At 51.1% G+C, this 26,436-nt stretch carries 30 protein-coding genes and 1 tRNA gene; 14 read left to right on the plus strand and 17 right to left on the minus strand.

The window, feature by feature from the left end; translation table 11 throughout:
• Nucleotides 1-218 precede the first annotated feature (218 nt).
• Nucleotides 219-1,418 carry an alpha/beta hydrolase family protein gene (locus ACO0LG_RS28100; protein ID WP_423031711.1) on the plus strand — a complete coding sequence of 400 codons (1,200 nt, stop codon included), beginning with the start codon at nt 219-221 and terminating at the stop codon, nt 1,416-1,418.
• Between the two features lie 64 nt (nt 1,419-1,482).
• Here ACO0LG_RS28100 and ACO0LG_RS28105 read toward each other — a convergent pair whose 3' ends face one another.
• Nucleotides 1,483-2,676: a glycerophosphodiester phosphodiesterase gene (locus ACO0LG_RS28105; RefSeq protein WP_423031713.1), complete on the minus strand. Its 1,194-nt coding sequence runs from the start codon at nt 2,674-2,676 to the stop codon at nt 1,483-1,485.
• Between the two features lie 192 nt (nt 2,677-2,868).
• Between ACO0LG_RS28105 and ACO0LG_RS28110 the strand changes: the two genes are divergently transcribed.
• Entirely contained in the window at nt 2,869-3,099 is a 231-nt protein-coding gene (locus ACO0LG_RS28110; RefSeq protein WP_423031715.1) for a hypothetical protein, read from the plus strand.
• 53 nt (nt 3,100-3,152) lie between these two features.
• Here the strand turns inward: ACO0LG_RS28110 and ACO0LG_RS28115 are convergent, their stop codons facing one another.
• Nucleotides 3,153-3,707, minus strand: coding sequence for a hypothetical protein (locus ACO0LG_RS28115; RefSeq protein ID WP_423031717.1), 555 nt, complete (start codon nt 3,705-3,707; stop codon nt 3,153-3,155).
• A gap of 226 nt (nt 3,708-3,933) precedes the next feature.
• On the opposite strand from ACO0LG_RS28115, the gene ACO0LG_RS28120 reads away from it, so the two are divergent.
• The gene (locus ACO0LG_RS28120; protein ID WP_423031719.1) at nt 3,934-4,500 is read left to right on the plus strand and encodes a DUF3455 domain-containing protein; all 567 of its coding nucleotides are present in this window, start codon (nt 3,934-3,936) and stop codon (nt 4,498-4,500) included.
• 284 nt (nt 4,501-4,784) lie between these two features.
• Complete coding sequence (locus ACO0LG_RS28125; RefSeq protein WP_423031721.1) at nt 4,785-5,519, plus strand: DNA-formamidopyrimidine glycosylase family protein; 735 nt, start codon at nt 4,785-4,787, stop codon at nt 5,517-5,519.
• A gap of 72 nt (nt 5,520-5,591) precedes the next feature.
• On the opposite strand, the gene ACO0LG_RS28130 is transcribed toward ACO0LG_RS28125, so the two are convergent.
• From ACO0LG_RS28130 to tauA, 3 genes are read right to left on the minus strand one after another with little or no spacing between them, the layout of a single operon-like run.
• Nucleotides 5,592-6,470, minus strand: coding sequence for an ABC transporter permease subunit (locus ACO0LG_RS28130; RefSeq protein WP_423031723.1), 879 nt, complete (start codon nt 6,468-6,470; stop codon nt 5,592-5,594).
• Nucleotides 6,471-6,480: 10 nt separating this feature from the next.
• Complete coding sequence (locus ACO0LG_RS28135; RefSeq protein WP_423031725.1) at nt 6,481-7,305, minus strand: taurine ABC transporter ATP-binding protein; 825 nt, start codon at nt 7,303-7,305, stop codon at nt 6,481-6,483.
• Nucleotides 7,278-8,276 (minus strand): taurine ABC transporter substrate-binding protein, encoded by a 999-nt coding sequence (gene tauA / locus ACO0LG_RS28140; RefSeq protein ID WP_423031727.1) that lies wholly within the window; start codon nt 8,274-8,276, stop codon nt 7,278-7,280. The genes ACO0LG_RS28135 and tauA overlap by 28 nt, the downstream gene beginning before the upstream one ends.
• 193 nt (nt 8,277-8,469) lie before the next feature.
• Here tauA and ACO0LG_RS28145 point away from each other — a divergent pair, with 193 nt between their 5' ends.
• Nucleotides 8,470-9,951, plus strand: coding sequence for an MATE family efflux transporter (locus ACO0LG_RS28145; protein WP_423031729.1), 1,482 nt, complete (start codon nt 8,470-8,472; stop codon nt 9,949-9,951).
• Nucleotides 9,952-10,022: 71 nt separating this feature from the next.
• Nucleotides 10,023-10,739, plus strand: coding sequence for a glutathione S-transferase (locus ACO0LG_RS28150; protein ID WP_423031731.1), 717 nt, complete (start codon nt 10,023-10,025; stop codon nt 10,737-10,739).
• Between the two features lie 111 nt (nt 10,740-10,850).
• Here the strand turns inward: ACO0LG_RS28150 and ACO0LG_RS28155 are convergent, their stop codons facing one another.
• The 4 genes from ACO0LG_RS28155 to ACO0LG_RS28170 all read right to left on the minus strand — a co-directional run bounded on the left by ACO0LG_RS28155 (nt 10,851) and on the right by ACO0LG_RS28170 (nt 12,115).
• On the minus strand, nt 10,851-11,072 hold the full coding sequence (locus ACO0LG_RS28155) for a hypothetical protein (RefSeq protein WP_423031733.1): 222 nt from the start codon (nt 11,070-11,072) through the stop codon (nt 10,851-10,853).
• Nucleotides 11,069-11,500: a VOC family protein gene (locus ACO0LG_RS28160; protein ID WP_423031735.1), complete on the minus strand. Its 432-nt coding sequence runs from the start codon at nt 11,498-11,500 to the stop codon at nt 11,069-11,071. The genes ACO0LG_RS28155 and ACO0LG_RS28160 overlap by 4 nt, the downstream gene beginning before the upstream one ends.
• Nucleotides 11,497-11,976 (minus strand): helix-turn-helix transcriptional regulator, encoded by a 480-nt coding sequence (locus tag ACO0LG_RS28165; protein WP_423031737.1) that lies wholly within the window; start codon nt 11,974-11,976, stop codon nt 11,497-11,499. The genes ACO0LG_RS28160 and ACO0LG_RS28165 overlap by 4 nt, the downstream gene beginning before the upstream one ends.
• Before the next feature lie 63 nt (nt 11,977-12,039).
• A tRNA-Phe gene (locus ACO0LG_RS28170) sits at nt 12,040-12,115 on the minus strand.
• A 155-nt stretch (nt 12,116-12,270) separates the two neighbouring features.
• On the opposite strand from ACO0LG_RS28170, the gene ACO0LG_RS28175 reads away from it, so the two are divergent.
• The 6 genes from ACO0LG_RS28175 (at nt 12,271) to ACO0LG_RS28200 (ending at nt 18,370) form a co-directional block, all read left to right on the plus strand.
• Complete coding sequence (locus ACO0LG_RS28175) at nt 12,271-13,521, plus strand: FAD-dependent monooxygenase (protein ID WP_423031766.1); 1,251 nt, start codon at nt 12,271-12,273, stop codon at nt 13,519-13,521.
• A gap of 116 nt (nt 13,522-13,637) precedes the next feature.
• Nucleotides 13,638-14,378: a DsbC family protein gene (locus tag ACO0LG_RS28180; protein WP_423031739.1), complete on the plus strand. Its 741-nt coding sequence runs from the start codon at nt 13,638-13,640 to the stop codon at nt 14,376-14,378.
• 17 nt (nt 14,379-14,395) lie between these two features.
• Nucleotides 14,396-15,010, plus strand: a complete 615-nt coding sequence (locus ACO0LG_RS28185) for a nucleotidyltransferase family protein (RefSeq protein ID WP_423031741.1) — start codon at nt 14,396-14,398, stop codon at nt 15,008-15,010.
• Between the two features lie 223 nt (nt 15,011-15,233).
• The gene (locus ACO0LG_RS28190; RefSeq protein ID WP_423031743.1) at nt 15,234-15,698 is read left to right on the plus strand and encodes a DUF3429 domain-containing protein; all 465 of its coding nucleotides are present in this window, start codon (nt 15,234-15,236) and stop codon (nt 15,696-15,698) included.
• Nucleotides 15,699-15,744: 46 nt separating this feature from the next.
• Complete coding sequence (locus ACO0LG_RS28195) at nt 15,745-17,607, plus strand: M61 family metallopeptidase (protein WP_423031745.1); 1,863 nt, start codon at nt 15,745-15,747, stop codon at nt 17,605-17,607.
• 142 nt (nt 17,608-17,749) lie between these two features.
• Nucleotides 17,750-18,370: a hypothetical protein gene (locus ACO0LG_RS28200; RefSeq protein ID WP_423031747.1), complete on the plus strand. Its 621-nt coding sequence runs from the start codon at nt 17,750-17,752 to the stop codon at nt 18,368-18,370.
• Between the two features lie 209 nt (nt 18,371-18,579).
• On the opposite strand, the gene trpC is transcribed toward ACO0LG_RS28200, so the two are convergent.
• The 7 genes from trpC to rpe all read right to left on the minus strand — a co-directional run bounded on the left by trpC (nt 18,580) and on the right by rpe (nt 24,633).
• Nucleotides 18,580-19,380, minus strand: coding sequence for an indole-3-glycerol phosphate synthase TrpC (gene trpC, locus ACO0LG_RS28205; RefSeq protein WP_423031749.1), 801 nt, complete (start codon nt 19,378-19,380; stop codon nt 18,580-18,582).
• A 4-nt stretch (nt 19,381-19,384) separates the two neighbouring features.
• Nucleotides 19,385-20,416 (minus strand): anthranilate phosphoribosyltransferase, encoded by a 1,032-nt coding sequence (trpD, locus tag ACO0LG_RS28210; protein ID WP_423031751.1) that lies wholly within the window; start codon nt 20,414-20,416, stop codon nt 19,385-19,387.
• Nucleotides 20,413-20,985, minus strand: a complete 573-nt coding sequence (locus ACO0LG_RS28215; protein WP_423031753.1) for an anthranilate synthase component II — start codon at nt 20,983-20,985, stop codon at nt 20,413-20,415. The genes trpD and ACO0LG_RS28215 overlap by 4 nt, the downstream gene beginning before the upstream one ends.
• Before the next feature lie 39 nt (nt 20,986-21,024).
• On the minus strand, nt 21,025-21,444 hold the full coding sequence (locus ACO0LG_RS28220; protein WP_423031755.1) for a GxxExxY protein: 420 nt from the start codon (nt 21,442-21,444) through the stop codon (nt 21,025-21,027).
• A gap of 4 nt (nt 21,445-21,448) precedes the next feature.
• Complete coding sequence (gene trpE / locus ACO0LG_RS28225; protein WP_423031757.1) at nt 21,449-22,945, minus strand: anthranilate synthase component I; 1,497 nt, start codon at nt 22,943-22,945, stop codon at nt 21,449-21,451.
• A gap of 272 nt (nt 22,946-23,217) precedes the next feature.
• Nucleotides 23,218-23,901 (minus strand): phosphoglycolate phosphatase, encoded by a 684-nt coding sequence (locus ACO0LG_RS28230; RefSeq protein WP_423031759.1) that lies wholly within the window; start codon nt 23,899-23,901, stop codon nt 23,218-23,220.
• Between the two features lie 66 nt (nt 23,902-23,967).
• The gene (gene rpe, locus ACO0LG_RS28235; RefSeq protein ID WP_423031760.1) at nt 23,968-24,633 is read right to left on the minus strand and encodes a ribulose-phosphate 3-epimerase; all 666 of its coding nucleotides are present in this window, start codon (nt 24,631-24,633) and stop codon (nt 23,968-23,970) included.
• A 103-nt stretch (nt 24,634-24,736) separates the two neighbouring features.
• Here rpe and apaG point away from each other — a divergent pair, with 103 nt between their 5' ends.
• The gene (gene apaG / locus ACO0LG_RS28240) at nt 24,737-25,111 is read left to right on the plus strand and encodes a Co2+/Mg2+ efflux protein ApaG (protein WP_110258198.1); all 375 of its coding nucleotides are present in this window, start codon (nt 24,737-24,739) and stop codon (nt 25,109-25,111) included.
• Nucleotides 25,112-25,129: 18 nt separating this feature from the next.
• On the opposite strand, the gene ACO0LG_RS28245 is transcribed toward apaG, so the two are convergent.
• The gene (locus ACO0LG_RS28245; protein WP_423031762.1) at nt 25,130-25,282 is read right to left on the minus strand and encodes a hypothetical protein; all 153 of its coding nucleotides are present in this window, start codon (nt 25,280-25,282) and stop codon (nt 25,130-25,132) included.
• A gap of 140 nt (nt 25,283-25,422) precedes the next feature.
• Here ACO0LG_RS28245 and ACO0LG_RS28250 point away from each other — a divergent pair, with 140 nt between their 5' ends.
• On the plus strand, nt 25,423-26,199 hold the full coding sequence (locus ACO0LG_RS28250; RefSeq protein ID WP_423031764.1) for an enoyl-CoA hydratase: 777 nt from the start codon (nt 25,423-25,425) through the stop codon (nt 26,197-26,199).
• Nucleotides 26,200-26,436: the final 237 nt, after the last annotated feature.

Consider the following 26,436-nt stretch of genomic DNA (forward strand, 5'->3'; position numbering starts at 1 on the left):
TTGATTTTTGTCATCCGATTCCGCTGTTTGCCGTTATAGATAGATGCGGCAAATGTACTTGGCTGTTTGTACGCGCTTGCGCGTAGTTTTAAGCACTTGCTTCAATGCAATGTATATCATGCATATCTGGTCAGATCGCTGTCAACATGAAGAATTGCCACATGCATTCGTGCCATATTTACTGGCCAGCCATACCCTCAGCAATAACGGGAGAAAATATGAAATTTGATTTATTAAAACACACGTCCTCAGGCAAAATCCTCAGTCTTGCGGTATGTCTCATGGCAACTGCATGTGGTGGCGGTTCTTCGTCCAGCCCGGTGACCACGCCCGTTGTCACTACACCGGATGTTGCCAATCCTCCCGGCCCAGGACATTTTGAGGCAGCCACTTTTATCAAAACCATCAGCGCTGCTGAAGTGACCGCGGCCTTGCCAAAAGAAGTAACGGCAGTAATCAAACCCTTGTACGCAGTTGATACTTACAAAATCACTTACACCACGACTGACACCAGTGGCCGCAACGTGATTGCCTCTGGCCTTGCGGCTATACCGCGCAAGACTGGCAGCGTTGCCAGCCCGGTACTCAGCTATCAGCATGCGACCATTAAAACCGATGCCGAGGCACCGAGCAATCATGCCACGGCAGATGAACCTGCAGTACTGTTCGCCTCCATGGGTTATCTGGTCAGCGCTACTGATTATGTAGGCTATGGCACTACCAAGGGCTTGCCGCATCCCTATCTGCTGGCAGCGCCGACGGCATTGTCTGTAGCCGATTTCATGACGGCCAATGCCCGCTGGCGGCAAATGAAAACATTTGCTGACAATGGCCAGGTATTTTTAACCGGTTATTCAGAAGGTGCCTACGCGACCATGGCAACCCTGCGTTACCTGACGCAAAACAGGGTAGGTGCCTTGCCTGCCAGCACCTTCATCGGTGCCGGGCCCTACGATGTCGTGTTGACACTGAATGCCATGCTCGATGCTGTGCGTAAAGAGAACCCAATTGTCGGCGCACTCATCAGTCCCGGTTTCTTGAAAAAACTGGGAGCGAATGACAGGGCCAATGTGCGTAATCTCTTGTTGTCGTCTGCATTGGGCAGCAATAGCGATATTACTTTTGATCCTACCTTCCTCGACAACTTCCTTAACGATGATGATGCAGCCATCACTGCGCAAAGTAATGTCAATGACTGGACGCCACAATCGCCGATCTCATTCTTCCATGGCCGTGATGATACGACCGTGCCGTATGGAAATACTGATTCAGCCTTCCAGGCCATGACCAGGCGCGGTGCAGGGGCACTGATAGGCCGCATGGATTGCCCTGTCAAACCAGCCGAGCATATCCCTTGTGTGCCGCCTTTCCTGATCAATGATATTACCCGTCTGGGTACTTTGGCTAAAGGACTATAAGAGCCGTTCATGCGTGAAGTTAAAACACTTCACGCATGAACAGGCAAGACACTGATCAGAAAGATCACCTGCCTGTTTCTTTCAGATAATCGGCGCGTGCAGCCAGTGCGGTGTCGGCAAAGTCAGAGAACATGCCGTCAATCCCGAGGCGGAAGAATTGCAGATATTCTGCCTTGGGATCGCCATTGTAGTTGGCTGCCAGGCGACGCTTTTCATTACGGAAAGTGTAAGGGTGGACCAGCAGGCCAGCCTTGTGCGCGTCGCTGATCAGGCTGGTGGGTGCCAGGGTAGTCGCATCCGCTTCATTGATCTTGCCATCGCCATTCACATCCACTACTTTGCCATCGGCTCCCACGGTACCCTTGACGCTGACGATGTAACGCTTCCACGGGCCTATGGCATCAGCATAAGTCTTGATCTCAGCCAGGCCAGCAGGTGTCACCATGTCACTGAACAGGCGTTTGTCACCGGCTAGAGCCCAGTCGTATGGCCTGTCATAAGGTGCTGCAAAAGTCAGTGCGCCGGTTTTCAGGTCAACATCGTCAGCATCGATCAATTGCACCAGCTTGGCATTCAAACCCTTCTTGCGCATTTCTTTCAGGCTGCCTGGTTCAAATGACTGCACAAAGATAGGGGCATTTTTATCATTCCAGCCTGCCTTGGTGATGAGATCAATGAGCTTGTCTTCCAGTGGCAAACCAAGGGCGCGATGATAGCTTGGGTTCTTGGTTTCAGGATAGACGGCAATCGTGCGGCCGGTCTCTTTGGTCTTGGCTTTGACCAGATCGATGATCTCCTGGAAGCTGACGATTTTATACAAGCCATTGTATTGTTGTGGGCGCTCAGCATCCGTAGATATACCGCCTAGCGTCTTGATCTCTGCAAAGGTAAAATCGCTGGCAAACCAGCCAGTTTGGGTTTCACCATCGACGTCTATGGTTTTCTTTCTGGAGGCAAATTCAGGGTGTTTATCGACATCCGTGCTGTAAGCCAGATTAGGATCATGGCGCGCAATCAGCACACCATCCTTGGTGGAAATCAGGTCGGGTTCTATCGCATCTGCACCCAGGTCAATCGCTTTCACATAGGCTTCATAAGTCTCTTCCGGCAGATAACCGGATGCACCACGGTGAGCTACGACCAAAGGTTTATCGCCATTCAGGGTAGGTAAAGGTTGCAGGCTACTGCCACCGCAGGCGCTAAGCAAGACCAGCAGGGAAGATGCCAATAAATATTCTGGAGTGCGTGTAGATAGCATGAGCGTCTCTCGGTAAAAAAGAGCGACGATATAAGCAGCGTGTGACGATGTGATGACAGAGATACAATTGTTACACTTGTCTGGAAAATATCTTTTGCCTGGTTTTTACGATGCTATGATAAGTCTCACCATGGACATTTCTGTTATCGGCTCCCGATGAAATATTCACGCTTTCAAGGGGAGGGGGTAATCATGCATCATGGCAAAGTGTCTGCAGAGATTGCCGCAGGTTTATTGGTGTTGAAAGAAAGCATCAAGGAGGCCGCAATACCTTCTTCCAAGCTCGATGAAACTATCAATATCGCCACCTGGAATATCCGCGAATTTGGCAAGAACTACACAGTGCAGCAATTCAGCTTCCAGATGTCAGACCATGTCCCTATCTGGATACAAGTCAAACCGATATCGAAGGTTTCCGCCTGAATCAGATCATAAAGGCAAAATCAAAATAGTCGATGCCGATATAAAAAAATATGTCAGTCCACATCCCACACGCCCCACCAGTTTTGCTGGGCATCTGATGCAGGATGTTTTTTTGTCGGCAGGTAAGTCGTTTCTTCCAGACTGATATTGACTTCGGCGGGTACTTTGTCTTTCAAAACCTGATATGCAGTTTCGTTGCTCAGTTGCTCAAGCACACTCGCCATGTCTGCAGGTGACCAACAATAATGCGACCAGGTATCTTCAGGCAAAATGCCGGTGGCCACGTCCATGTCAAACTTGTAGCACAGGCGCAGCCGTAAACGCAGTGCTGGCTGTGGCCCCGTACTAGACTTTTTCGTTGGCAGGCAAAACAGACGAGCTATGCCTACTTCAAAACGCGTGCCGCGCCCGCGATTGGTGATGTCGTCATACACCACCAGAGCATCCCCTTCGTCAGGGGTGACATCGTAGTCGCGCGCATTCTGGTAATACGCGCTCATCAGGTCCAGTGCTTGTGGCAGCATCATGCCTTTGAGTGTTTGTTTATTTGCCCTGATGAGGGCGCGCAAATCTTTTTCGGCCTGTGACGGGTTTCTGTTCATACTCATGCTTTTCTGTTGGATTAACAGGTCCCACACTGATATAGCAAATGTGGGCATATTCCAGATAATTTTACAGCTAAAAAATTGAAGCCGAGAAAAATTGACTCTGGCAATGTCAATTGAGCTCATTATTGATGTAGTTAAAAATGATTGAATCCGATCAGGGATCTCTTGCGTATCTGACATATTGGTCTCAATGACTGATACCTCAACCACTACTCAGGAGCCTTAAATGAAAGCCTTCACTCTGACTACCGCTTCCCGCATCGCCTGCATTTCCACCGCGCTGGCAAGCGCCATCCTGGCAGGATGCACTTCCATGTCGCCGATGGCAGCCATGTATTCACAAGACAGCCTGCCCGATGCAGTCAAGGTACCCGCAGGCAATAAGGTCGCCATGCAAACCGTAGGCGCGGGGTTGATTACTTATGAATGCCGCGCCAAAAAAGACATGGCTGGCCAGTTTGAATGGGCCTTCGTTGGCCCGGACGCAACACTGAGTGACCGCAGCGGTACCAAGGTTGGCAAATACTACGGCCCACCAGCCACATGGGAAAACCTGGACGGCTCCAAGGTCACTGCCACCCAGGTAGCAGTCGCTCCCGCTGGCACAGGCAATATCCCCTATCAACTGGTGAAAGCCAATCCCGCCACTGGCAACGGTGCCATGACAGGTGTTACTTACATTCAGCGAGTGGCGACCAAAGGCGGTGTCGCACCAGCAAGTGCTTGCGATGCAGGTGGCGTAGGTAACAAACAAACGGTGAATTACCAGGCGGATTATATTTTCTGGAAATGATGTGACTTTGATGTAATTGCGATCTGATTTATCCACCAATTATCGAGCCTGTTATTAGCCGGTGCAGTGATTTACTGCATCGGCATTATGGCGTTTACATTGCGGTAGCTTTGCCAAGTCACGACATTGTTTAAAAAAGTACTGATTTCGAACGTACAAATCATTTCACGTCCATTTAACGTTCATTGAGCGTCCTACATCTTTCTCAGTTTTTTCCTATAGCTCACTCCCCTTATCTCCAGCAAGCTACTTGCTTGCTAATAAAATCGTGATAAGGAGCAGCCATGCCTGAAGGTCCATCCATCCGCATCTTGCAGGAAGCCGCCAGCAGTTTTTCAGGCAAGACCGTACAGAAAGCACATGGCAATGCGAAGATGGATATGTCACGCATGGCCAATCAAAAGATCACGGCCCTGCGCACTTGGGGCAAACACTTCCTGATCGTCTTTGAGGATTTCACGGTACGCATACATCTTCTGATGTTTGGCAGTTACCGTATCAATGAACAAAAAGACGCGGTTCCGCGCCTGTCCTTGTCATTTAAGGATGGACAGGAACTCAATTTTTATACCTGTTCAATCAACTATCTGGAAGGTGATATCAATACTCATTATGACTGGACTGCAGATGTCATGTCAGACAATTGGGATGCTGCAACCGCACGCAAAAAATTACGCACCAATCCGTCTATGTATGTCTGTGATGCCTTACTGGAACAGGATATTTTTTCTGGTGTCGGTAATATCATCAAGAATGAAGTCCTGTTCAGAATCCGCCTGCATCCACTTTCGCTTGTGGGCAGTTTATCAAGTGAAAAATTGTCCGACATGGTGGCGCAGGCAAGGCAATACAGCTTTGAATTTCTCGAATGGAAAAAAGCCTTCGTCTTGAAACAGCACTGGCTTGCGCATACCAAGAAAATTTGCCCGCGGTGCCATATTCCCTTCCTGAAGGGACACCTCGGGCATAAAAAGCGCCGGGCTTTTTATTGTGAACGCTGCCAGAAGAAATATTGTTAAAGCTTTCGCAAGCTAATCTGCAAGTCGGGAAAAGATAAATGAGCCCCACAGGCACATGAACCCAGCCCCTTTTCAGCTATATGCTTTCCATGGCACCAGCTTGCGTTCAAGGCGGCGCATTAGCAGATCAAACAGGTAAGCCACGATGCCGATGAGGAGGATGCCCATGATCACGATATCGGTACGCAAGAAGCTAGACGCATTCAGCACCAACTGCCCCACGCCAGCCGTGGCCGCCACCATTTCAGCCGCGACCAGGGTAGTCCAGCCGAAGCCTATGGCTATCCTCAAGCCAGTCAGAATGTCAGGCAGCGCTGCCGGTAAGATCACATGCCGTAATAATTGCCAACGGCTTGCACCCATGGACAGTGCCGCATGCAATTGTTCTGACGCCACCTTGATGACGCCAGCGCGGGTAGCTACCGCAATAGGCGCAAAACAGGCCAGGTAGATCAGCACTATCTTGGCTGTTTCATCAATGCCAAACCAGATGACGATCAATGGCAGGTAGGCCAGTGGTGGCAGTGGGCGATAAAATTCGAGGATAGGGTCAAAGATGCCGCGCACGATACGGTTGGTGCCCATCAATAGTCCCAGCGGCACGGCGCTGATGGCTGCAAGCAGAAATGCACCAAATACGCGTATCAGACTCCAGGCCAGATGCTGTAGCAATGGCAGCCCGCCTTGGATACTGCCATTCCACGCCTGTTGAGCAGCCAGCCATACTGCCGCAGGCGAAGGCAGGAACAAGGGCTCCACCCAGGCTCTTGCGGTGATGAACCACCATCCAGACAACAGTAGGGCGATAGTGACGGTAGTCACGCCCAGAGTTTTACCGCTGCCTGGCCGCGGGTATACCTTTGCTACCGGCAATAGCGGCTCTGCCTCGCGTTTGGCAGTTTCTGTATATACGTTATCAGGACTTGCAATTGAAGTGGATGATGGTGGCATGTGGGAGGCTTTAGACAGAATGATGCACAAGTTGTAGCAGGCGTTCACGCCAGGCGATGAAGTCAGGTGAAGACTTGACCGCACGCGCATCGCCTGAGGCCAGATATTCACCAGAAAACGGCAACTCAAATTGTTGGGCAATACGGCCTGGGCGCGGTGACATGACGATCACCCGCGTCCCCAGAAAAAGCGCTTCCTCCACACTGTGGGTAATGAAGAAAATAGTTTTTCCGCTGTCTTGCCAGACCTTGACCAGCAACTCTTGTATGGCCTCACGCGTCAGGGCGTCTAGTGCCCCCATCGGTTCATCCATGAGCAGCACACGCGGATTATTCGCTAGTGCACGGGCAATTCCCACGCGCTGTTGCATGCCACCGGATAATTGATAGACAGGAGATGCAGCAAATTGCTCCAGTCCTACCAGCCGCAATTGATCCAGCGCAAGCGCATTGCGCTGCTCGCGTCCAATGCCACGAAATCGCAATCCCAGCGCAACATTGTCGAGCACGTTTAGCCACGGCATCAGCGCATGTTTTTGAAACACCACGCCCACTTCAGGGCTGGGGCCCGTGATTGCTACATCGTCCAGCGTGAGCTCACCTTCAGATGCCTGGATGAACCCGGCCAGGCAATTCAGCAAAGTCGTCTTGCCGCATCCCGACGGACCAAGTGCGACGATGAATTCTCCTGGCACGATAGACAGGTTGATGTCTGACAAGGCTAGTGCTTCATCCTGCCCGGCTCCGGCAAAACGCACTGAGAGTCTGCGTATATCAAGCCGGCCACCGCTATGTGCAGCCGACGGGCTTATTGTGCTGCCGCTTTGCGTACCCATGTGGCATTGACTCCTACGCTGTAGTCTGGCAAAACCGTCTGGATAGTGCCCTGGCTTTTCAGGAAAGCCGCTGTTGCCGCCAGTGATTTGGCCGCACCTCCACCCAGCCATTGTGCCGACGCCTGTTGCTGCAAAGTTGGAAACTCATACAAGGCCAGGCTGGCAGGCACTTCAGCAGCCTCTGCACCAGCCCATTTTGCGACTGCCTTGATTTGTGCTGAGTCTGTTTTCCAGTTCACCTTGTTGTTGCGGTAGTCCGCATCCGTGGCGGCCAATAGCTTCACCAGCTCTGTGAGGAATGCATCATTCTGTTTGGCGAAATCCTTGTTGACCACGATGCCATCAAAGGTGGCAGTGCCGGTCTGTTTGGCGATCTCGCCAGAAGAGATCAGGGTCTTGCCCGTCTTTTTCACTTTGGCCAGAACCGGATCCCAAATGAAGGCCGCATCAATATCCCCACGTTCCCATGCTGCAGCAATTTCTGGCGGCCGCAAGTTGATAATCTTGACACCGCGTGGATCAACCTTGGCATGTTCCAGTGCCAGCAGGGTATGGAAGTGCGAGGTCGAGACAAACGGCACCGCAATGCGTTTACCATTCAGATCAGCCAGTGTTTTGACATTGCTGCCATTACGCACCACCAGTGCTTCGGCATCATTGATATTGTCCAGTATCCAGAACAATTGAATGTTCAAACCTTGCGACAAGCCAGAGGCAATCGGTGCCGACCCTGCTTCGCCTATCTGTACGGAACCAGAGGCCAGTGCGCGGATCACATCAGCACCACTGGCCAGCTTGCGGAAGGTGACTTTGTAGCCTGTCTTTTGTTCCAGGTTGTGCGTTTCCTGCGCATAGCGCCAGGGCACGACCATGTCCTGATAAGCGATAACGACCTCTTTGGTTTCGGCAACAGCGTTCCCCATGAGGAAGACACTGGCGGCGAGGGCGAGAACATGCAGATTCTTTTTCATATATGTTGATGGACAAGTGGCAGACGGCACAGTATATGAGCTGGTTTTGTGCCGTAAAACGAATCTTTCCGACTATGAATATGCAGTGCATGTATTGCATACTTTGGGTATTAGCCGGTAAGGAGCGTTGAGAGACCTTGGCAAAAGCAAAATGTTCGGTGCCGTACACTCATCTGACTTCTATAGTCGCATAATGCATACCAATACGCACTATCTGTCAGTGCAAACTATAGCCACTAAAGCCAATAAAGGACATCGCGTGGAACGCCAACAGCTTTTTCTGGAGGGCCCGATTACCAAAGCGCTTGCGACGCTGGCGTTGCCCATTATTCTCGGCAATATTTTGCAGACTGGTTATCAGTTGACAGATGCGTTCTGGGTCGGTCGATTAGGGGCCTCTGCGGTAGCGGCGATTTCCATCAGCTTTCCTGTTACCTTCCTGGTCATTGCCCTCGGCTCTGGATTGGCCATGGCAGGAGCGACGCTGACAGCACAATACATGGGAGCAGGCCGGCAAGATATGGTCAACCATGTAGCTGCGCAGACCATGGTGATGGTCGCGATCAGCTCAGTGGTACTGGGCCTGATTGGTTACAGCCTGGCACCGCATTTGCTGACACTGCTGGCGGTAGAGCCAGCAGTTCATGATGGCGCGCTGGGTTTCATGCGTGTGTCTTTCATAGGCATCATTTTTGTATTCATTTATGCGATGTTCCAGGCACTGATGCGTGGCGTAGGCCAGACCAAAATCCCCTTATATATCGTCGCCGGCACGGTCCTGCTAAATTTCTTGCTTGACCCCTTGTTCATTTATGGTTGGCACATCATTCCTCCCTTGGGTGTGATGGGTGCAGCCTATGCAACCCTGGTCACTCAGGCACTGGCTGCCTTGATAGGCATGATCATTTTCTTGCGCGGCAGGCATGGCATACAGCTGGACTGGCGCGCTTTAAAACCAGACCCTGCATACATCCGCCGGGCTTTCTTTCTGGGCCTGCCAGGTTCGGTTGAACTATCAACGCGTGGCCTGGGCTTGATCGTCATGTCCTTCCTGGTGTCCAGCTTTGGCACCGTCACGATCGCGGCTTATGGCGTCGGTGCAAATATTCTCCAAGTCATCACGATACCGATCATGGGCATCTCCATGGCGATATCCACATTGGTGGGACAAAATATCGGGGCAGGCAATATTGATCGGGCATCGCGTATTACAGTGCTGGGTACCTTGATAGGCTTTGCCGTACTTAGCGTGGTGGGTATCTTCGCCTATGCACTCGCGCCTTTGATCGTCAGTTTTTTTATTCCCAATGACGCCGCGGTCATTACAGAGGCAGTGAATTTCTTGCGTATCATGTGCCTGGCCTGGGGCGGCATAGGTGTGCAGCTTTGCATCGTGTCGGCTTTCCGTGCATCCGGCAATATGCTCAATGCCATGATCATCGCCCTGGTGTCGCAGTGGATGATACAGTTTCCGCTGGCATACGTATTATCCAAGCATACGCAACTCCATGCGCATGGCTTGTGGTGGTCATTTCCGGTAACGAATATCCTGGTCGCCCTCATCGCCATCTGCTGGTTTGCCAGAGGCAGCTGGAAAACTACCAGGCTGACTGAAGATGACAGGCAAACAGCGCTCGTCAGTCAAGAGACGATTATCGAGGATGGTATCCGTTGAAAAAGGTTTTCTCGTAGCTCCGTAGAGTACATCTATTTATGAATTGCAAGTCGTTGAGAAAGGGAAAGGTCATGAGTATTTCAAATGTGCCTGATTACGAGCTGTACTATTGGTCAGTACCATTTCGCGGTCAATTTGTCCGGGCGATTCTGGCATATGCCGGAAAAACCTGGGTAGAGGCTGACGATGCATCGATCGCGATGCTCATGAGCGGGCCGACAAAAAACATGCCAGTACCCTTCATGGGGCCACCCTTACTCATCAACAAGAAAACCAGTTTCGCCATCGCCGAAATGCCAGCCATCGTGCTGTATCTCGGCGAAACACTAGGTTCCATGCCAGCAACACCAGAACTCCGTGCCATGACCATGAAAATAGTCAATGATGCCAATGACGTCATCGACGAAATCACTCTGGATGGCGGGCGCCAGATGTGGACTGAAAAACGCTGGAAGGAATTCATTCCAAGGCTGAAAAAATGGATGTCGCTATGGGAAGAGACCGGTAAGCGTCACGGCCTGCAGACAAACAGCGGCTTTTTATTAGGCGGTGAGACAGCTGGAATCGCTGACATTGTAACAGCCACTTTGTGGACGACTTTAGGTGAGCGCTTTCCCAAAATCAAAAAGCTGCTTGAAAAGACTGCGCCCATGACGGCAGACTTGTCACGACGCGTCAGTGCGCTACCTCCTCTGGTCAAGCTGGCCGCCAAAGCACGCGAAGATTACGGTGATGACTATTGCGGCGGCAAGATCGGTGCATCAATGAAAAAGATAATAGGTGCTTAGCTGAACGAGGGGATCCTACGGTCTGGCGTGAGGCTCCCCAAGCTTGAGTAATTTGTCATTGAAAGGGAATGTATCGTCTTTCCAGATTCTCTGTGACGCTAGCTAGCCTTGTTACGTGTGCGTTTTAGTTAGTCGCTTGCTCGTATAAGGCAATGCAAACATATACAGGCCGGAAAATAATTGCAAAAACAGTGGCGGCAGTGGCGCATAGGTAATCCACGGCGGTGGTTCAGCCGGGAAAATTGCCCTCGCCATGAAGTTGGCTAATACTGTCAGTGTGAAAACAATGGACAGCCAGCGGTGACTTTGTCGTATCCATTCGTTCCAGTTCATGACGATTTCCCCGCTTGTGACTTGGACGCAGCTTCTATCATTTTCCAGCCATTGCCAGACGGATCGCGAAAGCCCGCATCTACAGTGCCGTAGCGGTTCACTGGTTCTTGCGTAAATTCAACGCCGCATTTGCTCAAACGTTCATAGGTAGCGCGGCAGTCATCCACCACGAGTACGTTTGCCGGCATGGCCCCTTTTGCTACCATTTCACGCAAGGTTTGTGCGGTTGCCGCGTCATGCAAGGGGGCTCCGGGCACGAATAAGCCTAGCTGGAAAGTGGGCTGGTCCGGATGCTGCACCGTCAGCCAGCGATAATTACCATTGCGAACATCTGTGTGGACAAGAAACCCCAGCTTGCCAACGTAGAATGCCAGCGCTTCATCCTGATCATGCACATACAGACCTGCCACATTAACACCTTGAGTCATATATCCTCCTGATTTGATTGAGGCCCCAGTTTGCCAGCAGCTTCCATGCGCCGCTTCTCCAAAACTGCTGTATTGAGGTCAGGACGTGCCGCATTGCGCATGACACACTCCGGGATATGCACACCCGCATGCGGAAGCATGCGTTCGCGCTCCCGCAGCTCTCCCGGACTCTCACCGGTAATATCACGAAAAATGCGGCCAAAGGTGCCTAGACTGGTCCAGCCAGTTTGAAGTGCAATCTCGGTAACAGGCAGATCAGTATCGCGCAACAGAGTTTTTGCCCGCTCGATGCGGCGTGTGAGCAGGTAGCGATGGGGAGGCAGGCCAAAAGCCTTCTTGAATTCACGCGCAAAGTGCGCTGGCGATACTGCGCTCGCTTCAGCCAGCTTGTGGACAGACCAGTCCTCATGGGCAGACCCATCCATCCGGTCTTTCGCCCGCAGCAAGCGTCGCAATAATTGGGGATTCTGAGGCATCTTATCCTCGCGCAAACAAAAACGCCGACCTCAAGGGTCAGCGCTGATGATAATGCATATACTTGGTGGCCCGGGGCGGAATCGAACCACCGACACAAGGATTTTCAATCCTCTGCTCTACCGACTGAGCTACCAGGCCAAGACCAAGAATTATAGACATGTTGGGTGTGGTTTGCAAGCTTTTTGTGAAAAAACCTGTGTTTCCCTCTATGGCAGAGCTTTGATCTGGCGCATCGGGCAGGTGGGTTGGCTTCCCGTATAATGGGACATTATCTGGTTTTTGATGGGGGACTGATGTCTGCTCAGGTGCGGGATTGCGATATTTGTATCGTTGGTAATGGGGCGGTGGGCAAGGCGGCGGCTTTGGGCTTTGCCCAGGCGGGTTTGCGTGTGAGTTTGTTGTGCACGCCGGGTTCTGGTGCTCCTGCTGGTGCTCCCGGTTCGGCTCCCGGTTCGGCTCCCGATTCGGCTCCCGATTCGGCGTCTGCCTTTGCTGACTGGGATGTGCGGGTGTATGCGCTAAACCATGTGGCGCATGATTTGCTGTCTTCGTTGAAGGTGTGGAACGCGCTCGATCAGGTGCGGGTGGCACCAGTGTCAGCCATGCAGGTGCAGGGCGGTGGTATTGACGCGGGCAAGCTGGGTTTTGATGCTTATGGCGCGCATGTGAACGAGCTGGCCTGGATCATAGAAGACAGGAATCTTAACCAGGCACTGGATACGGCTTTGCGGTTTGCGCAAAATCTGACGCTGGTGCAGGGGCGGGCGCAGGCTTTGGCAGTCGGCGCTGATGCTGCACAAGTAGAGCTGGATGATGGCAGCAGCATACGCGCTTCTCTGATTATCGGTGCAGACGGTGCACAGTCCTGGGTGCGTGGTGCTTGCGATATCGGTCTGGATTATCGTTCTTATCATCAGCAGGGTGTGGTAACCAATTTTGAATGTACGAAACCGCATCATGGTGTTGCTCACCAGTGGTTTGTGCAGGAGCAGGGTATTATTGCCTTGCTGCCCTTACCGGGTAATCGCGTGTCGCTAGTTTGGTCGGCACCAGATGCGTTGGCAGAGACTTTATTGCGCGAACCTTTGTCGTCCCTGGTGGAGCGTTTGATGCCGTATTGCGCTGAGGCGCTTGGTGCTTTGCAGCCAGTGCTGCCAGAGGCGATCAAGGCTTTTCCGTTGCGCCTGATGCGTCCACATAGCATGATCGCGCCTCGGGTGGCGCTGGTGGGCGATGCGGCGCATGCCGTGCATCCGCTGGCGGGGCATGGCATGAACCTGGGGTTTGCTGATGTGGTCGATTTACTAAAAGTGATCAAAGAAAAAGAAGCACACCGCGATTGTGGTGATGCCCGTTTGCTGGGGCGTTACCAGCGTGCGCGCAAAGAAGAGGTGATGTTGATGCTAGCGACCACAGATGGCCTGGCGCGCCTGTTTGCATCTGATTTGACACCTTTGCGTACAATACGTGACCTGGGATTGAACTTGCTGGACCGCTTGCCAGTCATAAAGAACAAATTAATCGCCCATGCCATGGGAAAATAAACCAGGCGTGGTGTGTCTGTAAGTTTGCGGCAAAGGATACGACCAAGAACCAGACTATGGTTTTTATGGTGTTGTCGTTCTCGCACAAGTATGAAGAAAATGAAAGAAGATTGAAAATGAAAAAAACTCTACAAGGCCTGATGGTCATTGCGCTGGCCCTGGCTGGCAGTGTCTTTGCTGCCGAGACGGCGCAAGAAACCAATGTGCGCAAGCTGGTACAGCCTACCTTTCGCGAAGGCGTGAAGATTGATTCGGTGACGAAGACGCCCTATTCAGGTTTGTTCGAGGTACGCATAGGGTCAGACATCATGTATACCGATGAGAAGGCGCAATTCTTGTTCACGGGCGAAGTCATAGACGCAAAGAATGGCACCAATTACACCAAGGCCAGAATAGATGACCTGACCAAGGTGAAGTTTTCTGAGCTGCCGCTGGACTCTGCTCTGAAGATGGTCAAGGGAGATGGTAAGCGTGTGATTGCCGTGTTTGAAGACCCGAATTGTGGCTATTGCAAGCAGTTCCGCAAGACGCTGGCGACGATGGACAACATTACGGTGTATACCTTCATGTATAACATTCTGGCAGAGGACTCCAAAACCAAATCCAAAAATATCTGGTGTTCGGCTGATCGCAACAAGGCCTGGGATGAGTGGATGTTGCACGGCAAAGTCGCACCTGAGGCTTCTGCCAACTGCAATACACCAAACGATAAAATTTTTGCCCTTGGACAAAAGTTGCGTGTAACGGGTACGCCATCAGTTTTTTTTACTGACGGTACGCGTGCGCCTGGCATGCTGGATGTGAAAACGCTGGAAAGCAGGATCGCTGCAGCAACTGGCAATACCAAAGCCAACTAATACAGCAATAATTCACCATGACTTCTTCGTCCCGCTGGACAGGCATTTTGCTGGCAGCGGGGCGCGGCCGTCGTTTTGATGCCAGCGGCAAGCAAGACAAACTCTTGCAGGTACTGGCCGATGGCAAATCTGTGGCACAACACAGTGCCCTCAATTTGTTGGCCGCCATGACGCATGTCGTTGCCGTGCTAAGGCCAGATAATCTTGAGTTGGCAAATCAATTGCAGGCCATGGGTATTGAGTGCCTGATCTGTCATGATGCTGATGCTGGCATGGCCAATTCCCTCAAGCATGCTTTACGTGCCACGGCTGACAGTTCTGGTTGGCTAATCGCTTTGGCAGACATGCCTGTAGTAAAACCCTCTACCTTGATCAAACTCTTTGATACCCTGCAGGCAGAGGCTGGGATAGTCGCGCCTGTGTATCAAGGACGGCGTGGCAACCCAGTGGGGTTTGCGCATGAATACTTACTGCACTTACTGGATTTGCAAGGTGATGTTGGTGCCCGCAGTCTTTTGCAAAGCCATCCGGTCACGCAAGTAGAGGTGAATGACCCAGGCATTCATCAAGATATTGATACCCCGGATGCCTTGTTCAGTTACCAGCATCCAGCGGGGAAAGCAAATGCTTGAAATGTAGGGATCAATGATTTTGTATGAAAATCCTGTAAATAAGATATGTTTTAACAGACAATCGTTCTTATGTATAAGGATTTTCTACAATTTTTCACCTTCGCTGCCAGTTTTGTTACTTCTAAATAGCTTGTGGATATATCTATACAACAAAAATAACCATAGAATAGCGGTTTTCTTCCACCTGATTTAAGACGTGGCGGTATTGGTGCTGCCAAAATCTATGAATAATCTCAATCAAAAACTGGCGATACGGATTGGTTTTGCTGGCCTCGCGCCATTTGTCTTTTTGACGCTGGCTTGCTGGATCGTCCATCCTGACTGGTTGGGATCAGTCATCAGGGCACAGCTATATTATGGCATCGTCATTTTGTCTTTCCTCGGTGGTGTGCACTGGGGTGTGACCATTATGGCTGGCGGCGCAGACCAGGAGGAAACCAAAAAAGCGCTGATCTGGGGGGTGGTTCCTATCCTGATCGCCTGGTTGTCCATGAGTCATATGCTGCTGGGCTTTGTAGTGCAGGTTGCCGGTTTTATCGCTGCCTATAAAATAGACAAGCGTCTATACCAAAGTTATGGCGTGTCAGAATGGTTTATTAATTTACGTTTGCAACTGACCCGCGTGGTCGTGGGCGCGCAGATTTTTACCTTTATCGCCGCGAACGTACGCACCTATCCCGCAGCTTAGATCAGCAGACTAATTAATAAATAAAGAAACAGAAAGATCGTTCAGCATGAAAAAAACGATAACAACAAAGAGACCGGGCACAGTTGCATCTACGCATGCGCTTGCTTATAGCATTGTTCCCAAAGATCTGGCCGGGCATATGTATCTGGTCACGCTGGACATTGCCGCACCAGATGTTGACGGCCAGATTGTCAGCCTGCCCGCATGGATACCAGGCAGTTACATGGTCCGCGAATTTGCCCGTAACATCGTACAGATCAAGGCAAGCTCGGGAGGAAAAAAAGTCGCACTGAAAAAGCTGGACAAACACACCTGGCAAGCTGCGCCTGGCAAAGGCGCTTTGCGTATCACTTATGAAGTGTATGCCTGGGACTTGTCAGTGCGTGCAGCGCACCTGGATCAAAGCCATGGTTTCTTCAATGGCACCAGCGTGTTCCTGAGTGTACATGGTCAGGAAATGAATCCGCATGTCGTTGATATCCAGCGTTCTGACGATGTCGCATGCAAAACCTGGCGCGTTGCCACGTCCTTGCCTGAGTTGAAAGCCAAACGCTATGGTTTTGGAACTTATGTGGCCGCCAATTATGATGAATTGATTGATCACCCGGTTGAAATGGGGGATTTTGCGCTGGCGACATTTGATGCGCACGGCATCTCTCATGATTTTGTGGTGACGGGCAAAGTGCCAAATATGGACATGGAGCGCATGGTCGCTGATGTCAAAAAAATCTGTGAAACACAAATTGCCTTTTTTGAGCCACGTACCAAAAAAGCCCCGATGGACCGCTATGTCTTCATGACCATGGTGGTCGGCGAAGGTTATGGCGGCCTGGAGCATCGCGCTTCTACAGCATTGATTTGCAACCGCACTGACTTGCCAGTCAAACACCAGCCAGAAATGAGCGATGGCTATCGCGGCTTTTTGGGTTTGTGCAGCCATGAATATTTCCACACCTGGAACGTCAAGCGCATCAAGCCTGCGGCCTTTGCCAGCTATGATTTGCGTCACGAAAACTACACCAGTCTGTTGTGGGTATTTGAAGGCTTCACCAGCTACTATGATGATCTGATGCTGGTACGCTCAGGCGTGATTGATGAAGCTGCTTACTTCAAGTTGCTGGCCAAGACCATCAATATGGTGACACGCGGCAGCGGCCGTATGAAGCAAAGTGTGGCTGAATCCAGCTTCGATGCCTGGACCAAGTATTATCGCCAGGATGAAAATTCACCGAATGCGATAGTCAGTTATTACACCAAGGGTTCGCTGGTTGCATTGGGCCTGGATTTGATGATACGCGCAGAAACTGCGGGTAAAAAATCCTTGGATGATGTCATGCGCGCCATGTGGCAAAAATTTGGTCGCGACTTTTATGAGCGTAGTCTGTCAGGCAAGCAGCAAGGCTTGGGCGAGACTGAGTTTGAAAGCCTGGTGGAACAAGTCACTGGCGTGAACGTACGTCGCTTCCTCGATAAGCATGTGCGTGGTACTGAAGACGTGCCGCTGGCAAGTCTGTATGCAGACTTCGCCTTGCAGGTAAACGATGGTAGTGCAAGCAAAAAAGCCAGCCTCGGTGTGCGTGTGGTGCGTGATGGTAATGACTGCAAGATCGCCAACGCCCATGAACACCGTGCGGCACATGTCGCCGGTTTGTCACCAAACGATGTCATCGCCGCCATCAATGGTCTGCGTGTAACTGCGGCAGATGCAGCTGATAGTTTGAGTACTGCGCTGGGCCGCTATCGCGTTGGTGAGACGGTGCAGATTCATGCCTTCCGCCGTGATGAGTTGATGGCGATGCAGGCAAAATTGCAGGCAGATGATGTGCCAGCAGTGACTCTGACAGTGCTGGCATCAGGCAAGGCTGCTAGTTTGGTAAGACCAAGCTTTCAGAAGCCTGGAAAGAAATAAGTTATAAACTGCATTCGATCAAACGCCTTACAGCGATATATTGTAAGGCGTTTTTTTACGCCTGATATTTCTGGTGCGCAGGCGCTGAATTTTCTATAGTATGATTTTGTCATACTAAATTATCACACCAGCCTGAACCTGGATGACATTATCACCTTCTTATCCGCAGCAAGCGCTATGGCAAAACTCTCTTAGCTGGATAGGGATAATTTTGTTGCACCTGATCTTTTTGCTTGGTTTGCGGCAGATACATGGGCGGTATATAAATAAGCAGGATGACCGGGCATATCTGGATGTCATTGTGGTGCAGTCTATGTCAAAGTCTCTTCCCGAATCCAAGCCTGAAGTTATTCTGGCACCCAGGACAATTTTGCCTGGATTGCCATCTGTCCATGAAAAGAGCAGGCCAATTTCTGCATACGCATTGCCTGAACCCCAGATCTTTCCTATAACTGATGTGTCAGCTACTCAAGTTGCGACAGAGAATAAATCAGCGTCGCTTGATCTCGATGCCTTGCGGCGTGGTGCTGTTGCGAATGACAAGAAGCAGCGTTTGAAAGAGCCCGCATTGGCTTATAGTCAGCCTGTATCTGAATTGAGAATGGAAGAAAAGTTTGGCAAGGATATCTCAGAGGCCAGACGAAAAAATTGCATGAATGCGTATTCGCAAGGGGCGAGAATAGGCAATGTAGCCATATCTGGTTTGCTCGTCACTGGGGTGATCGTGGCGGATATGGTTAGTGGGAAGGGGTGTACGTGGTAAGATTAAGTTCTGCCAGATGCAATGTCCGGTTTTTCTCGGTTTGCATTAAAGGACGAAAGTTTTTTTATGCGGAATTTACAAGTATCTTCGATAATCAACGAAAGCCGCTGGAGCGCCAGCCCGGTGGGCTCCTGCCTGCGCAGGAGCGACGAAACTACCAGCAAACGTAGTATTGAGGGATTGCGCTAAGCCATTGTCGCTGTCGGAAATTAACCAAACACCTTCGCCAGTTCCACACCCGGATTCTGAGCCCGCATAAAAGCCTCGCCCACCAAAAATCCATGTACATTTGCTTCACGCATGCGAGTGACGTCGGCCGCTGACATGATGCCGGATTCAGTAATCACCAGTTTGTCTGGCGTAATTCCTGGCAGCAAACCTATCGTCGTATCTAGCGACACTTCAAAGGTACGCAGGTTACGGTTATTGATGCCCAGCATGGTGGTCTTGAGTTTCAGTGCGGCTTCCAGTTCTTGCGCGTCATGCACTTCCACCAGAACACCCATGCCCAGTTCATGTGCGCAGGCTTCCAGGTCAGCCATCAGTCCGTGATCAAGGGCAGCGACAATGAGCAGGATGCAATCAGCGCCCCAGTGCCTGGCTTGATAGATTTGGTAGGGATTGATCATGAAGTCCTTGCGCAAGGCTGGCAGTGCGCAAGCTGCGCGCGCCTGTTGCAGGTATTCAGGCGCGCCCTGGAAGAACTGCACATCGGTCAGCACTGACAAACAGGCGGCGCCATGTTCTGTATAGCTTCGCGCAATTTCTGACGGGTGAAAGTCAGTGCGCAACACACCTTTGGACGGTGAGGCTTTTTTGATTTCAGCAATTACTGCTGCCTTGCCTGCAGCAATCTTGCCACGCAAGCTTCCCTCAAAACTGCGTAGTTCTGCTTGCGCTTCCTTGTTACTCTCCACTTCTGCACGCAGACTGGCAAAGGATTGATATTTCTCGGCTGTCGCCACTTCATCTGCTTTGACTGCCAGGATTTTATTTAAAATGTCAGACATGGGCTTACTTCCCTAATTGCTGGGTGACTTCAATAAACTGTTCCAGTTTGGCCTTGGCTGCGCCAGAAGCGATGGCTGATTGTGCCAGCCTGACACCATCTGCAATCGACGTGGCTATGCCCGCACCATACAAGGCCGCACCTGCATTCAGGGCAACGATATCTGTCGCTGCACCTTCGAGATTGTTCATCACGTCGAGTATTTTCGCTTTTGATTCATCGGCACCAGATACGCGCAGATTGCGGTTGGACACCATCTGCAAACCAAAGTCTTCCGGGTGGATATCATATTCTCGGATTTCGCCATTCACCAGCTCACCCACCATGGTTGGTGCGCCTAGCGAGACTTCATCCATATTGTCACGACCCCATACCACCAGCGCATGTTGCGCGCCAAGTCTTTGCAAGACGCGCACCTGTATGCCGACCAGATCAGGATGAAATACTCCCATCAAAATATTCGGTGCGCCTGCTGGATTCGTCAATGGCCCCAGGATGTTGAAGATGGTGCGTACGCCCAGTTCACGGCGTACGGGCGCTGCATGCTTCATCGCCGCATGGTGGTTAGGTGCAAACATGAAGCCTATGCCGGTTTGTGCTATCGACTGGGCGATCTGCTCAGGTTTGAGATTGATATTAGCACCCAGTGATTCCAGCACATCGGCACTGCCGGAAGAAGAAGACACACTGCGGCCACCATGCTTGGCAACACGCGCACCAGCGGCGGCAGTAACGAACATCGATGCGGTAGAAATATTGAAGGTATGTGCACCGTCGCCGCCAGTACCGACGATGTCTATCATATTGTCAGTATTTGCCAGTGGCACTTTGGTGGAGAATTCACGCATGACCTGGGCGGCGGCGGTGATCTCGCCTATGCTTTCTTTCTTGACGCGCAGGCCCATGGTCAGCGCGGTGATCATGACTGGCGACATTTCGCCACCCATCAGTTTGCGGAACAAAAACAACATTTCATCGTGAAAAATTTCACGGTGTTCAATCAGGCGTGTCAGTGCTTCTTGTTGAGAGATGGTCATGATGCTGTTCCAGTCAAAAAATTTTTCAGCAGGGCGTGACCATGCTCGGACAAGATGGATTCGGGGTGGAATTGCACGCCTTCGAGATTGAATTCCTTATGGCGCACACCCATGATTTCGCCATCATCTGTCCAAGCGGTCACTTCCAGGCAATCTGGCAGGCTGGCGCGTTCTATCGCCAGGGAGTGGTAACGGGTAATCGTGTAGGGGCTGGGCAAATTCCTGAAGACGCCAACGCCAGTATGGGCAATGGCAGAAGTCTTGCCATGCATGACTTGCTTGGCGCGGATGACCTTGCCGCCAAATGCTTCACCTATTGCCTGGTGACCAAGGCAGACACCCAGGATAGGCGTCTTGCCGGCAAAACGTTCTATGACGGCGATGGAAACCCCCGCTTCTGCTGGTGTGCAAGGGCCGGGCGAAATGCAGATGTGATCTGGCTTCAATGCTTCAATTTCAGCAATCGTAATTTCGTCATTACGGTAGGTACGCACATCTTCACCCAGCTCGGCAAAATACTGCACCAGGTTGTAGGTGAAGGAATCGTAGTTGTCTATCATCAGTAACATTTAAGACCTCTCAACACAGAGTCACGGAGACACAGAGTTTCACAGAGAAACCCTTTTGATCCCGCTTTTTAATACGGGCACCATGAAATTAATAAGTAATCCAGTTTTATAACCTGTCAGGCGCAAGTAGGTAAGGAGTTGTGCTGTATGAACTGGGAGCAGTGACTCTATCGCTTTCAGTTCCAGAACCAGACTATCTTCTACTACCAGATCGAGTCGATAAGCAGACTCAACTTTTACACCTTTGTATTCTATGTCCAGGCAAACCTGGCGTTTGAAACTGAGCTTGCGCAGATACAATTCGTGGCACAGGCAGTTTTCATACGCACTCTCCAAAAGACCTGGACCCAGATGCTTGTGCACTTCTATTGCTGCACCGATGACTTGTTCACTCAATAAGTCATTCTCTGCTTTTCTCTGTGTCTCGGTGTCTCTGTGGTGAGTTTTTTGGTCTAGCATTTGATCAAATCTCTCCATCCAGGCCATCTTGCACTTGTTCTGCCGCACGTAATACTGCGCGCGCCTTGTTTTCGGTTTCCTGCCATTCCATTTCTGGTACTGAATCCGCCACTACGCCAGCGGCTGCCTGCACATACAGCATGCCGTCTTTCAAGACGCCGGTACGTATCGCAATCGCCAGATCCATTTCGCCACCGAAAGACAGGTAGCCGCAGGCACCGCCATAGATGCCGCGCTTGACGGGTTCGAGTTCATCGATGAGTTCCATCGCCCTGACCTTGGGGGCGCCAGACAGAGTGCCAGCCGGGAAGGTGGCTTTCAATACATCGAGGTTGGACAAATCGACTTGCAAGACACCTTCTACATTCGAGACGATATGTTGTACGTGCGAATATTTTTCTATGACCATCTGGTCAGTGACCTTGACGCTGCCCGTCTGGGCGATGCGGCCTATGTCATTGCGTGCCAGGTCTATCAGCATGACGTGTTCGGCGATTTCTTTCGGGTCTGCGAGTAATTCTTTTGCCAGTGCGGCATCGCGTTCTGGCGTTGTACCGCGTGGGCGGGTGCCAGCCAGCGGGCGAATGGTGACTTTCTTGCTGCCATCATTCAGGCTTTCATTGCGTACCAGTATTTCTGGTGAAGCACCGATGATTTGCATGTCGCCAAAATTATAGAAATACATATACGGCGAAGGGTTCAGCGAACGCAGGGCGCGGTACAGGGACAGCGGTGAATCGACATAGGGTTTCTTGATGCGCTGGCCAACCTGCACCTGCATCAGGTCGCCCGCCATGATGTATTCCTTGGCTTTTTCTACTGCCTTCAGATAATCTTCCTTGGCAAACTCGCGTATCGATTCTGTACGAACAGACGCTGATGTGACAGGCGCATCAACACTACGGCGCAGCATGGCGCGCAAGTCTTTCAGGCGCTGGCGGGCTTTGGACCAGGCTTCTGGTTGTGTTGGGTCGGCATACACGATGAGGTAGAGTTTGCCGGATACATTGTCGATGACGGCCAGTTCTTCCGTCAGCAATAACTGGATTTCCGGCAAGCCCAGATCATCTTTTGGTGCCTTGCCAGCAAGACGTTTTTCTACATGGCGTACGGCGTCGTAACCAAAATAGCCAGCCAGGCCACCGCAAAAACGTGGCAGGCCAGGGCGCAGGGCAACCTTGAAACGTGCCTGGAATTCGGCAATGAAATCCAGCGGATTCATGTCGCGGCTTTCGATGACCTGGCCGTTTTTCAAGACTTCGACTTTTTCACCAAAGCTGCGCACCAGGGTATTGGCCGGCAAGCCTATGAAGGAATAGCGGCCAAAACGCTCGCCACCCATGACGGATTCAAGCAGGAAAGTATTCTTGCCAGCATTCTGGGTTTGCGCAAGTTTTAAATATAAGGTGAGCGGGGTTTCCAGATCGGCGAAGGCTTCCGCAATCATGGGGATACGGTTGTAGCCTTGCGCGGCCAACGATTTGAATTCGAGTTCGGTCATGGTTTTCTTTCAACCGTCTGCCTGCTCCTGAAGTTTATGCACGCGTCTACAGCAGCAGTTAGCAGCGCACGCAATTCGCTCAAGAGAGTATGGACGGGTAAGACAGATTGATATAACAAGCAAGAAGATGTGCTGGGGATGTGCACAGCCACTCGCGGCATTCGTGGTTTAACAGAATTGCCAGCGTCGCCATAGCCAGGCCTCAAAAGTGCCTGGAGTAATCATGGAACGTTTGTTATCGATGAACATTCGTTATGTGAATGGTTTGAAAGTCAATGAGAGTTTTTCGCTGACAGCAGTTGTGCTGCTATCAACAGGGTTTCGACTATACCATCACTTTGAATATTTTGTACAGCTTCGCCGTGGTTGTATCCATACGGCACTGTCAAGACCGGGCAACCGGCAGCGCGGGCGGCAATCGCATCATTGCTGGAATCGCCTATGGCCAGCACTTGTGATGGCGTCAGATTCAGAACCTTGCAGGCTTCCAGCATGGGCAGGGGATCAGGTTTCTTTTTTGCAAAGCTGTCACCACCATAGACTTGTTCAAAATAATGAAGTATTTCTTTCTTTTGCATCAGTGGCAAGGCAAAGGCTAGTGGTTTGTTGGTGACACAGACCAGGCGCAGACCCAGATCGCGCATGGCTTGCAGGCCTTCATGTACCTGTGGGTAGAGCTGACTGCGGTCGCCATTAACGACCAGATAATGGCGTTGATAGGCAGCCAATGCATCATTGAAGCGTGCTGCTACCCCAGCGGCATCAAAATCCAGGGACAGGACTTGCTGGATGAGATTTTCAGAACCCTTGCCCACCATGGTCTTGATGACATCCAGTGTCAGCTGTGCCAGCGCAAAGTCTTCTCGCATGCGGTTGATGGCAACCAGAAAGTCTGGGGCCGTATCTATCATGGTGCCATCGAGGTCTATGATGGCGGCTTTGATGTGGCTGAACATGATGGGGCGATCAGGTTAAGGCTTTTCGCCTGGTCTGGCGAAAAGCCTGAAGATAAAATAGAGAGATTAAACCTTGGCCAATTCAACGCGCATGGCATCAATGATGGCCTTGTAGTCGGGTTTACCAAAAATGGCAGAACCGGCAACAAAGGTATCGGCACCGGCACGGGCGATCTCTGCAATGTTCTCGATTTTGACGCCGCCATCCACTTCCAGCATGATGTCTCGGCCAGATTCATCAATGATCTTGCGGGCTTGCGCAATTTTCTTCAGCGTATGCGGGATAAAGGTCTGGCCACCGAAGCCAGGGTTGATCGACATGATCAAAACGATATCCACTTTGTCGATGACATTTTCCAGTACATGCAGCGGTGTCGCCGGGTTGAATACTAGTCCAGACTTGCAGCCATGGTCACGTATGATTTGCAGGCTGCGGTCTATATGTTCCGACGCTTCCGGGTGGAAGGTAATGATATTCGCGCCAGCCTTGGCAAAGTCAGGGATGATACGATCGACAGGCTTGACCATCAGATGCACATCGATAGGCACCTGCACATGCGGGCGTATTGCTTCGCACACCATGGGGCCTATGGTCAGGTTGGGCACATAATGATTGTCCATGACATCAAAATGGATCATGTCAGCGCCAGCGGCGACAACATTGCGGACTTCTTCTCCCAGACGGGCGAAATCGGCAGACAATATACTGGGAGCAATGCGGAAAGTAGTCATGATGGAATCGTGCTTGAAAAAGATATGCTATTTTACCTTGTGAGGGCAAGCGGCTGTTGTCTTCGTCTGGCACAATGAACATAGTTCATCATGAAAGAAAATTATGGCAGCGTATGAAATAAGCGTATCGGTGGCGACCCAATACCTGAAAGACCAGTCCGATCCCGAGCAAAACAATTTCGTTTTTGCTTATACTATTACTATCAAAAATACCGGCACTGTGGCGGCGCAAGTCATTTCACGTCACTGGATCATTACCGACAGCACCAACCATGTAGAAGAAGTCAAAGGCCTGGGTGTAGTCGGCCATCAACCCTTCCTTGCGCCTGGACAAAGCTTTGAATACACCAGCGGCAGTTCACTGAGAACGCCACAGGGCAGCATGAAAGGCACTTATTTCTGCGTAGCAGAAGATGCCCATCGTTTTGAGGCAGAGATACCCGAATTCGTTTTGTCTTTGCCGCGCACCCTGCATTGATACTGGCCCTGCCCAGGTTTATTGCGGATTTTCAATATCCTTGCTTTGCTCTATTGGCTTTTTATCTTCTTTGGGTGGTGTTTCTGGCGCACGACCATGAAACATCGTCCACCAGACGATAAAAATCAGCATGAACATCGCTACGCCTGCTTCCAGCGCTAATAACCACATCGCATTCACCTCGCTCAATAAATTAAGCGCATTGTACCTGCTTATTTTCGTACCTCATTACAGTCGCTGGTCCGGCGGATTACAATACGCATACCGGCATTCATGCTGCATACCCCTACCTAATAACATCAGGAGCATCTATGACATACGAATGTATTTTGACTGAAACCCGCGACAAAGTCGGCTTGATCACCCTGAACCGCCCCAAGGCCATGAATGCGCTGAACGACCAGCTCATGAATGAACTGGGTCTGGCGCTAAAAGCTTTTGACAAGGATGAAAACATCCATTGCATCATCCTGACCGGCAGTGAAAAAGCCTTCGCCGCCGGTGCCGACATCGCCGCCATGGTGGGCTATAGCTTCATGGATGCCTATAAGGACGACTACATCACCCGTAACTGGGAAACCATGCGCCAGATCCGCAAGCCAGTCATCGCTGCTGTCGCTGGTTATGCGCTGGGTGGTGGCTGCGAAGTCGCCATGATGTGTGACTTCATCATTGCTGCAGAAAATGCCAAGTTCGGCCAGCCAGAAATCAAGCTCGGTACTTTGCCTGGCGCTGGCGGTACGCAACGTTTGCCGCGAGCGATATCAAAATCCAAAGCCATGGACATGTGCCTGACTGCACGCATGATGGATGTGGTTGAGGCAGAGCGCGCAGGCCTGGTATCCCGCGTCGTACCACTGGATAAATTGATGGAAGAAGCTTTCGCTGCTGCGAATGTGATCGCTTCCATGTCTTTACCTATCATCATGATGGCCAAGGAATCCGTCAACCGCGCTTATGAAACGACGCTGTCAGAAGGCATACAGTATGAACGTCGCCTGTTCCAGGCTAGCTTTGGTACGGAAGATCAGAAAGAGGGTATGCAAGCTTTTCTGGAGAAGCGCCCTGCAGTATTCAAGAATAAGTAATTGCGCCTCTATGAATATAAGTTGCATCTGGCATCTATATCTATATAGCTTGGAAAATTCCATCCCACTCATGCAGCAAATCCAGCATCCCGCAAAGCCATGAAATCCCCCCTTTCAAGAGGAGGGTTAGGGTAGGGATGGTTTCCGGCCGATCAGCGAAATGCCATCAATATAGAAGTCCATCGACCCGACGCTCCTGCGCAGGCAGGAGCCCAGCGTCGTCCGGTGATGAACGGT

Source organism: Undibacterium sp. Ji42W (assembly GCF_049340405.1).
In the GTDB taxonomy this organism is placed as follows: Bacteria; Pseudomonadota; Gammaproteobacteria; order Burkholderiales; family Burkholderiaceae_D; genus Undibacterium.

Coding starts and splice junctions, on each gene's coding strand:
- ACO0LG_RS28150 (WP_423031731.1), top strand. CDS start 10,023: ATGAGTATTTCAAATGTGCCTGATTACGAGCTGTACTATTGGTCAGTA.
- ACO0LG_RS28145 (WP_423031729.1), top strand. CDS start 8,470: ATGCATACCAATACGCACTATCTGTCAGTGCAAACTATAGCCACTAAA.
- ACO0LG_RS28250 (WP_423031764.1), top strand. CDS start 25,423: ATGACATACGAATGTATTTTGACTGAAACCCGCGACAAAGTCGGCTTG.
- ACO0LG_RS28245 (WP_423031762.1), bottom strand. CDS start 25,282: ATGTGGTTATTAGCGCTGGAAGCAGGCGTAGCGATGTTCATGCTGATT.
- ACO0LG_RS28215 (WP_423031753.1), bottom strand. CDS start 20,985: ATGTTACTGATGATAGACAACTACGATTCCTTCACCTACAACCTGGTG.
- ACO0LG_RS28155 (WP_423031733.1), bottom strand. CDS start 11,072: ATGAACTGGAACGAATGGATACGACAAAGTCACCGCTGGCTGTCCATT.
- ACO0LG_RS28220 (WP_423031755.1), bottom strand. CDS start 21,444: ATGCTAGACCAAAAAACTCACCACAGAGACACCGAGACACAGAGAAAA.
- trpC (WP_423031749.1), bottom strand. CDS start 19,380: ATGTCTGACATTTTAAATAAAATCCTGGCAGTCAAAGCAGATGAAGTG.
- ACO0LG_RS28185 (WP_423031741.1), top strand. CDS start 14,396: ATGACTTCTTCGTCCCGCTGGACAGGCATTTTGCTGGCAGCGGGGCGC.
- ACO0LG_RS28200 (WP_423031747.1), top strand. CDS start 17,750: ATGACATTATCACCTTCTTATCCGCAGCAAGCGCTATGGCAAAACTCT.
- ACO0LG_RS28165 (WP_423031737.1), bottom strand. CDS start 11,976: ATGCCTCAGAATCCCCAATTATTGCGACGCTTGCTGCGGGCGAAAGAC.
- ACO0LG_RS28125 (WP_423031721.1), top strand. CDS start 4,785: ATGCCTGAAGGTCCATCCATCCGCATCTTGCAGGAAGCCGCCAGCAGT.
- ACO0LG_RS28180 (WP_423031739.1), top strand. CDS start 13,638: ATGAAAAAAACTCTACAAGGCCTGATGGTCATTGCGCTGGCCCTGGCT.
- tauA (WP_423031727.1), bottom strand. CDS start 8,276: ATGAAAAAGAATCTGCATGTTCTCGCCCTCGCCGCCAGTGTCTTCCTC.
- ACO0LG_RS28115 (WP_423031717.1), bottom strand. CDS start 3,707: ATGAGTATGAACAGAAACCCGTCACAGGCCGAAAAAGATTTGCGCGCC.
- ACO0LG_RS28130 (WP_423031723.1), bottom strand. CDS start 6,470: ATGCCACCATCATCCACTTCAATTGCAAGTCCTGATAACGTATATACA.
- ACO0LG_RS28120 (WP_423031719.1), top strand. CDS start 3,934: ATGAAAGCCTTCACTCTGACTACCGCTTCCCGCATCGCCTGCATTTCC.
- ACO0LG_RS28195 (WP_423031745.1), top strand. CDS start 15,745: ATGAAAAAAACGATAACAACAAAGAGACCGGGCACAGTTGCATCTACG.
- trpE (WP_423031757.1), bottom strand. CDS start 22,945: ATGACCGAACTCGAATTCAAATCGTTGGCCGCGCAAGGCTACAACCGT.
- ACO0LG_RS28105 (WP_423031713.1), bottom strand. CDS start 2,676: ATGCTATCTACACGCACTCCAGAATATTTATTGGCATCTTCCCTGCTG.
- ACO0LG_RS28230 (WP_423031759.1), bottom strand. CDS start 23,901: ATGTTCAGCCACATCAAAGCCGCCATCATAGACCTCGATGGCACCATG.
- apaG (WP_110258198.1), top strand. CDS start 24,737: ATGGCAGCGTATGAAATAAGCGTATCGGTGGCGACCCAATACCTGAAA.
- trpD (WP_423031751.1), bottom strand. CDS start 20,416: ATGACCATCTCTCAACAAGAAGCACTGACACGCCTGATTGAACACCGT.
- rpe (WP_423031760.1), bottom strand. CDS start 24,633: ATGACTACTTTCCGCATTGCTCCCAGTATATTGTCTGCCGATTTCGCC.
- ACO0LG_RS28160 (WP_423031735.1), bottom strand. CDS start 11,500: ATGACTCAAGGTGTTAATGTGGCAGGTCTGTATGTGCATGATCAGGAT.
- ACO0LG_RS28110 (WP_423031715.1), top strand. CDS start 2,869: ATGCATCATGGCAAAGTGTCTGCAGAGATTGCCGCAGGTTTATTGGTG.
- ACO0LG_RS28190 (WP_423031743.1), top strand. CDS start 15,234: ATGAATAATCTCAATCAAAAACTGGCGATACGGATTGGTTTTGCTGGC.
- ACO0LG_RS28100 (WP_423031711.1), top strand. CDS start 219: ATGAAATTTGATTTATTAAAACACACGTCCTCAGGCAAAATCCTCAGT.
- ACO0LG_RS28135 (WP_423031725.1), bottom strand. CDS start 7,305: ATGGGTACGCAAAGCGGCAGCACAATAAGCCCGTCGGCTGCACATAGC.
- ACO0LG_RS28175 (WP_423031766.1), top strand. CDS start 12,271: ATGTCTGCTCAGGTGCGGGATTGCGATATTTGTATCGTTGGTAATGGG.